Origin of the sequence: Kineococcus gynurae, from assembly GCF_042433995.1 — a bacterium.
In the GTDB taxonomy this organism is placed as follows: Bacteria; Actinomycetota; Actinomycetes; order Actinomycetales; family Kineococcaceae; genus Kineococcus; species Kineococcus gynurae.
Window position 1 is genome coordinate 197,039 of the sequence record NZ_JBHLUI010000006.1, and the last position, 13,223, is coordinate 210,261.

At 74.2% G+C, this 13,223-nt stretch carries 10 protein-coding genes; 4 read left to right on the forward strand and 6 right to left on the reverse strand.

The features are described from left to right. Positions 1-3: 3 nt before the first annotated feature. Positions 4-2,133: a maltotransferase domain-containing protein gene (locus ACFFKU_RS05695; RefSeq protein ID WP_380136381.1), complete on the reverse strand. Its 2,130-nt coding sequence runs from the start codon at positions 2,131-2,133 to the stop codon at positions 4-6. A gap of 225 nt (positions 2,134-2,358) precedes the next feature. Here ACFFKU_RS05695 and glgP point away from each other — a divergent pair, with 225 nt between their 5' ends. Then, the gene (gene glgP / locus ACFFKU_RS05700) at positions 2,359-4,923 is read left to right on the forward strand and encodes an alpha-glucan family phosphorylase (protein WP_380136382.1); all 2,565 of its coding nucleotides are present in this window, start codon (positions 2,359-2,361) and stop codon (positions 4,921-4,923) included. A 113-nt stretch (positions 4,924-5,036) separates the two neighbouring features. On the opposite strand, the gene ACFFKU_RS05705 is transcribed toward glgP, so the two are convergent. The 4 genes from ACFFKU_RS05705 to ACFFKU_RS05720 form a co-directional block, all read right to left on the reverse strand. Continuing rightward, entirely contained in the window at positions 5,037-5,966 is a 930-nt protein-coding gene (locus ACFFKU_RS05705; RefSeq protein WP_380136384.1) for a ferritin-like domain-containing protein, read from the reverse strand. 73 nt (positions 5,967-6,039) lie between these two features. Beyond that, positions 6,040-6,840: an Fpg/Nei family DNA glycosylase gene (locus ACFFKU_RS05710; protein WP_380136385.1), complete on the reverse strand. Its 801-nt coding sequence runs from the start codon at positions 6,838-6,840 to the stop codon at positions 6,040-6,042. A 53-nt stretch (positions 6,841-6,893) separates the two neighbouring features. Further along, positions 6,894-7,226, reverse strand: a complete 333-nt coding sequence (locus tag ACFFKU_RS05715) for an AzlD domain-containing protein (RefSeq protein WP_380136387.1) — start codon at positions 7,224-7,226, stop codon at positions 6,894-6,896. Further along, complete coding sequence (locus ACFFKU_RS05720) at positions 7,220-7,918, reverse strand: AzlC family ABC transporter permease (RefSeq protein WP_380136389.1); 699 nt, start codon at positions 7,916-7,918, stop codon at positions 7,220-7,222. The genes ACFFKU_RS05715 and ACFFKU_RS05720 overlap by 7 nt, the downstream gene beginning before the upstream one ends. Positions 7,919-7,974: 56 nt before the next feature. On the opposite strand from ACFFKU_RS05720, the gene ACFFKU_RS05725 reads away from it, so the two are divergent. Next, positions 7,975-8,535 (forward strand): helix-turn-helix domain-containing protein, encoded by a 561-nt coding sequence (locus ACFFKU_RS05725; RefSeq protein ID WP_380136390.1) that lies wholly within the window; start codon positions 7,975-7,977, stop codon positions 8,533-8,535. A 40-nt stretch (positions 8,536-8,575) separates the two neighbouring features. Here ACFFKU_RS05725 and glgX read toward each other — a convergent pair whose 3' ends face one another. Then, positions 8,576-10,735, reverse strand: a complete 2,160-nt coding sequence (gene glgX, locus ACFFKU_RS05730) for a glycogen debranching protein GlgX (protein ID WP_380136391.1) — start codon at positions 10,733-10,735, stop codon at positions 8,576-8,578. An 82-nt stretch (positions 10,736-10,817) separates the two neighbouring features. Here glgX and ACFFKU_RS05735 point away from each other — a divergent pair, with 82 nt between their 5' ends. Both ACFFKU_RS05735 and mnmA read left to right on the forward strand, forming a co-directional pair. After that, entirely contained in the window at positions 10,818-12,008 is a 1,191-nt protein-coding gene (locus ACFFKU_RS05735; RefSeq protein ID WP_380136392.1) for a cysteine desulfurase family protein, read from the forward strand. Continuing rightward, positions 12,008-13,216, forward strand: a complete 1,209-nt coding sequence (gene mnmA / locus ACFFKU_RS05740; RefSeq protein WP_380136394.1) for a tRNA 2-thiouridine(34) synthase MnmA — start codon at positions 12,008-12,010, stop codon at positions 13,214-13,216. Before ACFFKU_RS05735 ends, mnmA begins: the two co-directional genes overlap by 1 nt. The last annotated feature ends 7 nt before the right edge of the window (positions 13,217-13,223 follow it).

Here is a 13,223-nt window from a genome sequence, read left to right on the forward strand (position 1 = left end):
GCCTCACCGCTGCCGGACGTGCAGCACGTGGACGGGTTCGTGGTGGGGGTCGAGCCGCACGTAGTTGTGCTCACCCCACTCGAAGGTGTCCCCGGTGATGAGGTCGGTCACCTCGAACCGCTGCCACCACTGCCGGTCGAGCGCGCCGAGGTCCAGGTGCACGGTCGTCTCCCGGGCCGCGTGCGGGTCGAGGTTGACCACCACGATGACCAGGTCCTCGCCGTGGCCGTCCACGAGCCGGCGCGAGAAGCACAGGATGTTCTCGTCGTCGCTGCCGTGGAAGACGGTGCCGCGCAGCTGCTGCAACGCACCGTGGGCGTTGCGGATCTCGTTCAGCCGGGTGAGGTACGGCGCGAGGCTGCGGCCCTCGTGCTCGGCCCGGGCGAAGTCGCGCGGACGGTACTGGTACTTCTCGTTGTCGATCTGCTCCTCGGCCCCCGGCCGGGCGACGTGCTCCACGAGCTCGTACCCGGTGTAGATGCCCCAGGAGTTCGACAGCAGCGCGGCCAGGGCGGCGCGGAGCTTGAACACCGGCGGCCCGCCGTACTGCATGGTCGGGGTGAGGATGTCGTGGGTGGTGGGCCAGAAGTTCGGCCGCATGTAGTGGGCGGACTCGTGCTGCAGCTGGTCGACGTACTCGCGGATCTCCCAGGCGGCGTTGCGCCAGGCGAAGTAGGAGTAGGACTGCTGGAACCCCACCTTGGCCAGCGTGTGCATCATCGCGGGTTTGGTGAAGGCCTCCGCGAGCCAGACGACCTCCGGGTGCTCGGCCCGGACCGCGGCGATGAGCCACTCCCAGAACTCGACCGGTTTGGTGTGGGGGTTGTCGACCCGGAACAGGGTCACCCCGTGCGCGATCCACAGGTCGACGACCCGCTTGACCTCGGCGTAGATCCCCTCGGGGTCGTTGTCGAAGTTCGGCGGGTAGATGTCCTGGTACTTCTTCGGCGGGTTCTCGGCGAAGGCGATCGAGCCGTCGGCCCGCGTGGTGAACCATTCGGGGTGCTCACGCACCCACGGGTGGTCCGGCGAGCAGTTCAGGGCCAGGTCGAGGGCGACCTCCAGACCGAGCTCGCGCGCGCGGGCGACGAAGTGGTCGAAGTCCTCGAAGGTGCCCAGGTCGGGGTGGATGGTGTCGTGCCCACCCTCGGCCGCGCCGATGGCGTAGGGCGAACCCGGATCGGCCGGTCCCGCGTCGAGGGTGTTGTTGGGGCCCTTGCGGTTGGTCCGGCCGATCGGGTGGATCGGCAGGATGTAGGCCACGTCGAAACCCATGGCCGCGATCGCTGGCAGGCGGTCCGCGGCGGTGCGCAGGGTGCCGGAGTGCCAGCGCTGCTCGTTCTCGTCGAACCACGCGCCCTCCGAGCGCGGGACGAACGAGTACCAGCTGCTGAACGCGGCCAGCCGACGCTCCACCCGCAGCGGGTAGCTGGGGGAGGGGCTGAGGAGTTCGCGCACCGGCAGCCGGTCCAGGGCGGCGCGCACGTCGGGGGTCAACCCGGACTGCAACCGGTCCTCGTCGCCCGCCGACGTCGAGCGCAACCGGTCGGCGGCCCGGTGCAGGACCTCCGCGCCCTCGCCGTCGCGACCCGGCATCTCGGCGGCGCGCTGCAGCAGGCGCGCGCCCTCCTCGAGCATCAGGGCGACGTCGACGCCGGCGCGCACCTTGATGGTGGCGTCGTGCTCCCAGGTGCCGTACGGGTCCGACCAGCCCTCGACGCGCAGCTGCCAGTCGCCCTCGACGTCGGGCGTGAGCACGGCGTGGTGGTCGTCCACGCCGGGGGTCCCGAGGGTCATGCGGGCACTGATCTCGCTGCCGTCGGGGCGGGTGAGCACCGCGGTCGCGGCCACCGCGTCGTGCCCCTCGCGGAACACCGTCGCCGAGATCGGGATCTGTTCCCAGACCACGGCCTTGGTGGGCCAGCGACCCCCGTCGACGAGCGGGGCGACCCCGGTGACGGGGATGCGTCCGATGTTGCCGCCCCGGCCGCGCCAGGGGTCCGGCGGCGGAGCGGGCGGGGTGGTGGGTGCGACCGGCGCGGCCGGCGTGGCCGCCGCGGCGGTGCCCGCCGGGGAGTCGGGGCTCGGACGGGGAACGGTCGACGGACGCTGGGGCCGCTGCTTCGTCGTCACGCCCGGCAACCTACCGAGGCCGGGTGACCCGCGCGAGCAGACGCCCGTTCTCCTCCCGCCGCGGGCGTCCCCCGGGTCCGGGCCGGTCCGAGCAGACCCGTCGGGGTCCGTTCCGGTCCGGTTCGGCGGCCCCTGCCCGGGCCGTCCGGGCCGCGGGGGATCATGCCGACACGCGGATCGCCCGCCCCTGTCGGCGTCGGGGGTCCGGCACTAGGGTCCATGGTCGTGAGAGCAATCAGGCGCTTCACCGTCCGCACCGTCCTGCCCGCCCCCCTCGCGCCCCTGGCCGAGCTGGCGAGCAACCTCCGTTGGTCGTGGCACAAACCCACGCGCGAACTCTTCGAGTCGATGGATCCGCTCGCCTGGGTCGCCAGCTACCGCGACCCGGGCGCCCTGCTCGGGGCTCTCGGCACCGAGCGGCTCGAGCAGCTCGCGACCGACCCCGAGTTCGTGGGCCGGGTGGACCGCGCCGCCGCGGACCTGCGCGACTACCTGGCCCGACCCGGCTGGTACGCCTCGCTGGGGGCCGACGCCCCCCGCGCCATCGCGTACTTCTCGATGGAGTTCGGCATCACCGGTGCGCTGCCGCAGTACTCCGGCGGGCTCGGGATCCTCGCGGGCGACCACCTGAAGTCGGCCTCCGACCTCGCGGTGCCGATCGTCGGCGTCGGGTTGTTCTACGCCACCGGGTACTTCAAGCAGTCGCTGTCGCGCGACGGGTGGCAGCAGGAGACCTACCCCGTGCTCGACCCCGACGGGTTGCCGCTGTCGCTGCTGCGCGAGGAGGACGGCAGCCCGGCGCGCGTCTCGGTGGACCTGCCGGGTGGCCGCACCCTGTTCGCCCAGGTCTGGAAGGCCCAGGTCGGGCGGGTCCCGTTGCTGCTGCTCGACTCCGACGTCGAGGGCAACGACGAGGCCGCCCGCGGCATCACCGACCGTCTGTACGGCGGCGGGGGCGAGCACCGGTTGCAGCAGGAATTGCTCTGCGGCGTCGGTGGGGTGCGGGCGCTGCGGCTCTGGTCGCGGCTGACCGGGGCCCCGACGCCCGAGGTCTACCACACCAACGAGGGCCACGCGGGTTTCCTCGGGGTGGAGCGGATCCGGGAGCACGTCGCCGCCGGGCTGGAGTTCGGGGAGGCCCTGGAAGCCGTCCGGGCCGCGACCGTGTTCACGACCCACACCCCGGTCCCCGCCGGCATCGACCGGTTCGGACGCGACCAGATCGAGCTGTACTTCGGCTCGGACAACGCCCTGCCCGGGGTCGGTGTCGAGAAGATCCTCGCGCTCGGCGCCGAGGACTACCCGGGCGGCGACCCGAGCGTGTTCAACATGGCCGTCATGGGTCTGCGCCTGGCCCAGCGGGCCAACGGGGTCTCGCAGCTGCACGGAGCCGTCAGCCGGGGCATGTTCCAGGGGCTCTGGTCCGGTTTCGACGCGCCCGAGGTGCCGATCTCCTCGATCACCAACGGGGTCCACGCCCCCACCTGGGTGGCTCCCGAGGTCATCGCGATGGGCAAGCAGTACATCGGTACCGAGCTGGTCAGCGAGGGCAAGGGTTTCGAGAAGGTCGACCAGGTCCCCGACGAGGAGATCTGGCGCACGCGGCGCGTGCTGCGCGGTCGCCTCGTCGAGGACGCCCGTCGCCGGCTCAAGCTGTCCTGGATGCAGCGGGGCGCCTCGGAGGCGGAGCTCGCCTGGACGCGCGACGTCCTCGACCCCGACGTCCTCACCATCGGGTTCGCCCGGCGGGTCCCCACGTACAAGCGGCTCACCCTCATGCTGCGCGACCCGGAACGGTTGCGGGCGCTGCTCCTGCACCCCGAACGTCCTGTGCAGCTCGTCATCGCCGGCAAGTCGCACCCGGCCGACGAGACGGGCAAGCGGTTGATCCAGCAGATGGTCCACTTCGCCGACGACCCGGCCGTGCGGCACCGCATCGTGTTCCTGCCGAACTACGACATCACGATGGCCAAGACGCTCTACCCGGGCTGCGACGTGTGGCTCAACAACCCGTTGCGCCCCTTCGAGGCGTGCGGCACGTCGGGCATGAAGTCGGCGCTGAACGGCGGCCTGAACCTCTCCATCCTCGACGGCTGGTGGGACGAATGGTTCGACGGCGGCAACGGTTGGGCGATCCCCACCGCCGACGGCATCGACGACCCGGATCGTCGTGACGACCTCGAGGCGGCCGCGCTGTACGACCTCGTCGAGAACTCGGTCGCGGCCCGCTACTACGACCGGGACGAGCGGGGCCTGCCCACCCGCTGGCTCGAGATGGTGCGGCACACGCTGGCCTCGCTCGGGCCCAAGGTCCTCGCCTCGCGCATGGTGCAGGACTACGTCCAGCAGCTGTACGTGCCCGCCGCCCGTGCCGGTCGGGCGGCGACCGCCGACGGTGCCGCCGGGGCGCGCGACCTCGCGGTCTGGAAGGCGGGGTTGCGGCAGCACTGGGACCGGGTCCGGGTGGACCACGTCGAGTCCTCCGGCGTGGGCGACTCCGCCCAGATCGGGGACGTCGTCCAGGTCCGCGCGTTCGTGACGCTGGAGTCGATCCGCCCCCAGGACGTGGAGGTGCAGGTGGTCCACGGACGGGTGAACGACGCCGACGAGCTGCGCCCCAGCGGGATCGTGCCGTTGACCCCGGCCGAGGACTTCGGTGACGGGCGGCACCGGTTCGAGGGGCAGCTGACGCTGCGGCAGACCGGTCCGTTCGGGTACACGGTCCGGGTCCTCCCGCACCACGAGGGTCTGGCCACGGCCGCCGAGGTCGGTCTGGTCGCCAACGCCTGAGCGGGTCGCCGCCGTCGGGCCCGTCGTCGGGTCCCTGCCCTCCTCCCCGGGGGGCAGGGACCCGACGCGTTTCCGGTGATGCCGACCAGGCGATGCTGACCAGGCGGTGCGGATCAGGTGGTGCGGATCCCGCCCTTGATGCCGTCGGGGAAGAACCCGCCCCGGTCGACCCCGCCGCCCGGGGTCAGGTAGACGATGTTCAGGACCTCCTGCGGCGAGCGGCTGAAGGCGATCCCGTCGCGGTCGGTCGGCACCAGGTTGGGCCGGTCACCGTCCGCGGTGATGCCCTGGTCCTTGTCGGCACCGGTGCCGTCGAGCTGGTCGCGGGCGTCGGAGATGAGGTTGGTCGGGGCGCTCAGGCCGTTCTCGGAGAGCAGCGTGCGCACGATGCCCGAGTGGTAGGCCTCGACCGCGAGGATGCCCGCGGCCGCCTCCAGGTAGGCGGGGGTCTTGATGAGCGGGGCGGCGCCCTTGTAGGCGGTCACCCCGACGTCCTCGAACAGGAACGCGCCCAGGAGGAAGTTCTGCTCCGAGGCGAACGGGTCGAAGGACTCGCCCTGCTTGATGACACCGGCCGCCACGGCCGCCGCGGTGAACGAGTTCTGCAGGTCGATGGTCGGGCGGGGCACCTTGCTGCGCCCCAGCGCGGACCGCAGGAACCGGACGTGGGCGATCTCGTCGTTGGCGATCTCCTCCGCGTAGGCCCGCATGGCCCGACTCTTGAAGGGCACCCGGTGACCGCCGATGACCCGACCCGGGTTCGTCATCCCGGTGATGAGGTTGTCGCGCAGGCCCCACCCGTAGGCGGCGTGCGAGTAGAACTCCGCCTCCAGGTACTCGAGGTTCAGGGCGAAGTTCAGCACGCTGCCCTCGCTGGGGAGGCCGGTGCTCGCCGCCGCCGGCCCGGCGACGGCGGCCCCGCCCAGCCCGGCCGTGACGGCCCCGGCGGACAGCAACCCCATCCCGCGCAGGAAGTTGCGGCGGTCGGCGGCGGTCTCGGAACTACGGTTGATCAGGTCGACGAGCACGGACTTGTTGAACATCGACGTCTCCGTTCGTGGGTGCACACCGTTGTGCGTGCACCCACTCTTCGGAGCCGGACGTCACCCGGATGGGTCAGACCTGCTCCCGACCGCACCACCAGGTCGTCCGACCACCCACCGTTCCCCGGACCATGGGCGCACCGTCGCGCGGACACACCCCACCGGCCCGGCGGTGGGCGATGATCTCGCCGGTGTGCACGCCGCCCTGCTCGATCGCGCTTGTGACGGCCGCGGCGGTGGCCGATCGCAGCCGCGTCACCTCGGCGGGGGTGAGCTCGTCGACCGGTCGCGCGGGCGAGACCTTGGCCCGCCAGCAGATCTCGTCGACCAGCAGGTTCCCGAGGCCCGCGATGCGTTCCTGGTCGAGCAGGCGCGCCTTGAGCGGGGCGGTGCTGCGGCGGAACAGGTTCCGGAACTCCGTCGGGGCGATGCGGGCCGCGTCCGGACCGAGCTTCTCCACGTCGGGGTCGAGCCGCACGCGGCCCAGTCGGCGGGGGTCGACGAGCCGCAACCACCCACCGTCGGCGAACTCCAGCACGAAACGGGTGAACCGGAGATCTCCGGGGGCGCGGCCGCGCCGCCAGTAGTCCCCACCGTCCTGCTCGACCCCGTCGCCGTCGGTCACGACGATCTTGCCGGACATGCCCAGGTGCAGTCCCAGCACCGGTCCGGCGTCGGAGGTGTCCACCCACATGCTCTTGCCGCGGCGGTGCGCGGCCGTCAGGGTCCGTCCGAGCAGCGCCTCGCGGATCTGCCCGGGCTGGTGCGGGCGGCACTCGTACTCGTCGGAGTCGTCGACCTCGACGATCTTCCGGCCCAGGGCGTGCCGCTCGACGACGGCGCGGGCGGTCTCGACCTCGGGGAGTTCGGGCACCCGGGGAGCCTGCCACGCACGCGATCTCCGTGCCGCCCGAGCGCCCGGGCGGGTCAGCCGAGCCCGAGGGCGCGCAGCGCGGCCGTCGTCCCCGCCGCGGCCAGCACCACGACGGCGAAGGGCGCCCGGCGCCACGCGAGGACCGCCCCGACGAGCACCCCGAGCGGCAGGGCGAGCGGCAGCGGCGCGTCGGCGGCCCGGCTCCCGGGGAGGGTGGCGACGGCCACCACGGCGACGATGAGGACGACGGTGCCCCGGTCGAGGAGCGCCTGGACCCCCGGGGCGAGGCGGACCCGACCGGCCAGGGCGAGCCCGCCCAGCCGCAGCGCCGCCGTCCCGACGGCCAGCGCGAGGACGGCGGTCAGGGCCGTCGTCGGGTTCAGCACGGCGCCACCGCCGTGGCCCCGCCCGTCCGGCGCAGCCGCGCCGCGGCCGGGGCCAGGGCCAGCAGGGACAGGACGACCGGAACCCCGGGCGGCGTGACGGGGACCGCGACCAGGGCCATCGCGGCCCCGGCGAGCGCGAGGACGCGGGTGCTCCGCTCGCGCAGGGCGGGCACGACCAGGGCCAGCAGGGCCGCCGGGAACGCGGCGTCCAGTCCGAGGGCGGCGGTGTCCGGCACGAGGCTGACCAGCGCGAGTCCCAGCACCGTGCCGAGGTTCCAGCCCAGGAACAGCATCGGGGCGAGGGTGCGCATCCCGGCCCGGCCGTGGGTGCGGGCGAAGGCGACGGTCTCGTCGGTGACCAGGTGCAGGGCCAGGAGCCGGGCCGGCCCGCGGGCGGGCAGCAGGTCTCGGGCGGCGAAGGCCAACGGGAGCAGGCGCAGGTTGAGCAGCAGGGCCGCGGCGATCGCGGTGGGCAGCCCGGCCCCCGCGCTCAGCAGCGCCACGAGGAGGAACTGGGCGGACCCGGCGCAGACCAGGACGGAGGCGGCGGCCACGGCCCAGGCGGGCCAGCCCTCACCCGCCCCCAGCGCGCCGAAGGTGATGCCGACCAGGGTGGTGGCGGCGGCGACGAGGGCGGCGTCCCGGGTCGTCGGCGACCGGAGCGCGGCGAGTGTTCGCCAGATCGACTGCATGGTCGATACAGTGAACGAGCTCGAGACGGTTCGTCAAGACGAACGAAGAGGTTTCTATGTCGAACGAGACGGTGGCCCCCCGGCAGGTGATCGCAGACTCCCTGCGCCGGGAGCGGGGACGGGTCGGCTGGTCCCTCACCGAGCTCGCCCGCCGGGCCGGGGTCGCGAAATCCACGCTGTCGCAGCTGGAGTCGGCCAGCGGCAACCCGTCGATCGAGACCTTGTGGGCGCTGGCGATCGCCCTCGGGGTCCCGTTCAGCCACCTGCTGGACCCGCCGCGCCCCGTGGTCCAGGTCGTGCGCCGGGGCGAGGGGCCGCGCATCCCCGCGACGGACGCGGACTACGTGGGCACGCTGCTCACCGCCGCGCCACCGCACGTCCGCCGCGACGTCTACCTGATCGAGGCCGAGCCGGGGCGGGCGCGGCTGTCCGACCCGCACGGGGCCGGCGTGGTCGAGCACGTCCTGCTCGGCGCCGGGCGGGCCCTGGTCGGACCGCCCGGCCAGGCGGTCGAGCTGGCCCCCGGGGACTACGTCCGCTACCCGGGCGACGCGCCGCACGTGTTCCAGGCGCTCGAACCCGGGACCACGGCGACCCTCGTCTCCGACCACCCCTGAGGACGCCGGCGGGTCCCGCCGGACCTTGGGGAGCCTGCGGTCAGACCGAGGTGAACACCCGCAGGCACCACGGGGCGACCCGGACGCCGCGACCGGCGGCCACGGGACGGCTGCGCCGGTCGGCGACGCTGCTCCACCGCGGTCGCCAGGCGCCCCCCGCGGGCAGCACCACCTCGGCGGCCTCGGCGCCGGCGTTCACCACGACGAGCACCGAGGCCAGCGGGACCCCGTCGGCGTCCAGGCGCCCGCCCGCGTCGACGACGACGACGAGCGTGCGCCGGTCCGCCTCGTGCCACCGGTCGACCCCCATCGGGGCGCCGTCGGCGCCGAACCAGGAGAGATCGGTGCGCTGCTCGCGCGGGGGCACCCCCGGGCCGTGACCCGCCTCGCGCAGCACGGCCAGTTCCCGGCGCAGCCCGAGCAGGGCCCGGGTGTCCTCCAGCAGCGAGCGCTGCTCGTCGTCCAGCTCCCAGTCGACCCAGGAGATCTCGTTGTCCTGGCAGTAGGCGTTGTTGTTGCCCCCCTGGGTGCGGGCGAACTCGTCGCCCGCGGTCAGCATCGGCACCCCGGTCGAGAGGATCAGGCTGGCCAGCAGGTTGCGCTGGCTCACCCCCCGGGCGCGGGCCCGGGCGACGTCGCCGTCGACGCCCTCGTACCCGTGGTTCCAACTGGTGTCGGAGTCGGACCCGTCGCGGTTGTTCTCGCCGTTGGCCTCGTTGTGCTTGCGGTCGTAGGCGGTCAGGTCGGCGAGGGTGAAACCGTCGTGGGCGGTCACGAAGTTCACCCCGGCCAACCGCCCGCGGGCGACGTCGAAGGTGTCGGCGGAACCGGCGAACCGCGTGGCGAAGTCGCGCAACCCGCGTCCCGCCGCCACGGGCGCGTGGTGGCCGGCGGCGATCTCGCGCGCGTCGGTCAGCCAGAACCGGCGCACGCTGTCCCGGAACCGGTCGTTCCACTCGTGCAGCGGAGCCGGGAACTGCCCCGTCCGCCAGCCGTAGGGACCGACGTCCCAGGGTTCGGCGACCAGTTTCGTCCCGGCCAGGACGGGGTCGGCGGCCAGCGCCACCAGGAAGGGGTGGTCGGGGGAGAAACCGTCCCGGGTCCGGGCCAGCGTTGTCATGAGGTCGAAGCGGAACCCGTCGACCCCGTAGTCGGAGACCCAGTGCCGCAACGAGTCCAGCGCGAACTGGACGACGCGGGGGTGGGAGAAGTCGAGGGAGTTCCCGCACCCGGTGACGTCGAGCGGGCGCCCTCCCGCGTCGCGCAGGTAGTACGTCGCCTCGTCCAACCCGCGGAAGGACAGGTGGGGTCCGTCGGGACCCTCCTCGCAGGTGTGGTTGTAGACGACGTCCAGCAGGACCTCGATGCCCGCTTCGTGCAGCGCGGCGACGGCGGCGCGGAACTCGTCCCGCACGGCCTCGGGCCCGGCCCGTCGCGCGGCCTCGGTCGCGTAGGTGGGGTGCGGGGCGTCGAACGCCAGGGTGTTGTACCCCCAGTAGTTCACCAGCCCGCGCCGGCGCAGGGCGATCTCGGAGGCGAAGGCCTGCATCGGGAGCAGTTCCAGGCTGGTGACCCCCAGCGCGTGCAGGTGCTCGACGACGGCCGGGCTCGCCAACCCCGCGTACGTCCCGCGCTGCGCCTCGGGCACGCCCGGGTGGCGCACGGTCAGCCCCTTGACGTGGGCCTCGTAGACGACGGTGTCGCTCCACGGGACGCGCGGGCGCTCGTCCTCGCGCGGGCGGAGGTCCGCCGACGGCGGGGCCAGGCGCACCCCCAGGGGGACGAAGGGGGCGGAGTCGCGGTCGTCGGGCACGGTGAGGTCGCCGCGCAGCTCCGCGTCCACCCGGTGCCCGTAGATCTCCGGGGTGAGCGCGATCTGGCCCACGATCCCCCGGGCGTGCGGGTCGAGCAGCAGCTTGGCCGGGTTGTGCCGCAGCCCCAGCTCGGGGTCCCAGCGCCCGTGGGTCCGCAAGCCGTACCGGGCGCCGACGGTCAGGGCCGGGACCCGGCCGAACCAGACCCCGTTGTCCAGGTGCGGCAGGCGGGTGCGGACCTCGGTCCCGTCCGGCCCGAGCACGCACACCTCGACCGCGTCGGCGTGCGCGGCGAGCACCGCCACGTCGGCCCCCGGGGAGCCGTCCCGGGCCGCCACGACACCCAGCGGGTGCGGCAGCGGTGGCGTCGAAGCGGTGGCGGGCACGGCTGGCAGTCTGCCCGATCTTCCTCGCGAACGCCCCTGCCGCCGGACCGGGCCCGGGGCCGGGGCTCGTAGTATCTGTGCCGTGACGGCGTATCTGGACCACGCCTCGACGACGCCCATGCGCCCCGAGGCGCTGGACGCCTACCTGGGGCGGGCCGCCCGGCTCGGTAACCCGTCCTCGCTGCACACCTCCGGCCGCGACGCCCGTCGCGCCGTCGAGGAGTCCCGCGAGAGCGTGGCCGCGGCCGTCGGCGCCCGGGCCGGGGAGATCGTGTGGACCTCGGGCGGGACCGAGGCCGACAACCTGGCGATCAAGGGGCTGTTCTGGGCCCGTCGGGCCGAGGACCCCCGACGTCGTCGCGTCCTCGTGGGCGCGGCCGAGCACCATGCCGTCCTCGACGTCGTGGAGTGGCTGGCCGCGCACGAGGGGGCCGACGTCCGGCTCCTCCCCGTCGACGAGCAGGGCCGTACCGACCTGGCCGCGCTGGAGGCCGAGCTCGCCGACGCCCCCGAGCAGATCGCCCTGCTCTCGTTGATGTGGGCCAACAACGAGGTGGGCACCCTGCAGCCGGTGGCCGAGGCGACCCGGGCGGCCCACGCGGTCGGGGTGCCGGTGCACACCGACGCGGTGCAGGCCGTCGGTCACGTCCCGGTCGACGTCTCCGCGGCCGGGGTGGACGCGCTGTCCCTGTCGGCCCACAAGTTCGGCGGACCGGTCGGGGTGGGCGCCCTCGTGCTGCGGCGCGGCACCCCCCTGGTCCCGCTGCTGCACGGCGGCGGGCAGGAGCTCGGCCATCGCTCGGGCACCCCGGCCGCCGCCGCGGCGGTCGCCACCGCCGCGGCGCTCGCGGTCGCGGTGTCCGACCTGACGGGCGAGGCCGCTCGGCTGGCCGGGCTGCGGGACCGGTTGCTCGCGGGCATCGGCGGGCTCGAGGGCGTCGTCCTGCGCGGTGACCCCCGCGAGCGCCTGCCCGGCAACACCCACGTGACCGTCGCCGGCTGCCAGGGGGACTCGCTGCTGTACCTCCTCGACGCGGCCGGGGTCGAGTGCTCGACCGGTTCGGCCTGCCAGGCCGGCGTGCCGCGCCCCAGCCACGTCCTGCTGGCCATGGGCCTGTCCTCGGACGAGGCCGCGGGCGCGCTGCGCTTCTCGACCGGCTGGAGCAGCACCGAGGCCGACGTCGACGCCGCCGTGGCCGCGCTCGGACCCGCCCTGGAACGCGCTCGCCGGGCTGCGCGCCCGCGGTCCCGTCGCGTCCGGGGGGCCGCCTGATGCGCGTCCTCGCCGCGATGAGCGGCGGGGTCGACTCGGCCGTGGCGGCTGCCCGGGCGGTCGAGGCCGGGCACGACGTGGTCGGCGTCCACATGGCCCTGAACCGCGCCCCCGGGGTCCTGCGCACGGGGTCGCGGGGTTGCTGCACGGTCGAGGACGCCCTCGACGCGCGCCGGGCCGCCGACCTCCTGGGCATCCCGTTCTACGTGTGGGACCTCTCCGAGGACTTCGTCGAGGACGTGGTCGAGGACTTCGTCGCCGAGTACGCGGCCGGGCGCACGCCCAACCCGTGCGTGCGGTGCAACGAGCGCATCAAGTTCGCGTCGCTGCTGGACCGGGGGATCGCGCTGGGTTTCGACGCGGTCTGCACCGGGCACTACGCCCGGGTCCGGCACCGTCCGGACGGGGCCGAGCTGCTCCGCGCCGCCGACGCGGCCAAGGACCAGAGCTACGTGCTCGCCGTCCTCGACGCCGACCAGGTCGCCCACGCGATGTTCCCCCTCGGCGACGCCCCCACCAAGGCCGAGGTCCGGGCCGAGGCGGAGCGGCGCGGCCTCCCCGTGGCGCGCAAGCCCGACAGCCACGACATCTGCTTCATCCCCGACGGCGACACCCGGGGTTTCCTCGCCGACAAGCTGGGCGAGGACCCGGGCTCGATCGTCGACGAGATCGGTGAGGTGCTCGGGACCCACTCCGGGACCTACGGGTTCACGGTGGGGCAGCGCAAGGGACTGGGGCTGAACCGGCCCGCCGCCGACGGTCGGCCCCGCTACGTCCTGTCGATCTCACCGGTGGACAAGCGGGTCACCGTCGGTCCCGTCGAGCGCCTGGCCGTGGTCGGGCTCGACGCGGTGGACCCGGTGTGGAGCTCCCCGGACCTGCCGCAGGGTCCGCCGGTCGGGGAGTTCCTCGCCGTGGACGTGCAGGTGCGCGCGCACGGCGCCCCGGTTCCCGCGCGGGCCTCGACCCGGGACGGGACCGTCCGGATCGAGCTGCTCACCCCCCTGACGGGGGTGGCCCCCGGGCAGACCGTGGCGCTCTACTCGGGCAGCGCGGTGCTCGGCTCGGCGACCATCTCGGCCACGAGCCCCGCGGCGAGCGCGACCCCGGTGACGGACCCGGCGGCCGGTGCGGCGGAGGACCGGACGGTGTCCGGGGCCGTTCGCGGCTCCGGGGCGGGCCGGTCGGCCGGGGCCGGTCGCCCGTAGAGGTAGC

Excerpts from the sequence above, each read along its gene's own strand:
- ACFFKU_RS05705 (WP_380136384.1), bottom strand. The coding sequence starts at position 5,966 with ATGTTCAACAAGTCCGTGCTCGTCGACCTGATCAACCGTAGTTCCGAG.
- ACFFKU_RS05720 (WP_380136389.1), bottom strand. The coding sequence starts at position 7,918 with ATGCAGTCGATCTGGCGAACACTCGCCGCGCTCCGGTCGCCGACGACC.
- ACFFKU_RS05725 (WP_380136390.1), top strand. The coding sequence starts at position 7,975 with ATGTCGAACGAGACGGTGGCCCCCCGGCAGGTGATCGCAGACTCCCTG.
- mnmA (WP_380136394.1), top strand. The coding sequence starts at position 12,008 with ATGCGCGTCCTCGCCGCGATGAGCGGCGGGGTCGACTCGGCCGTGGCG.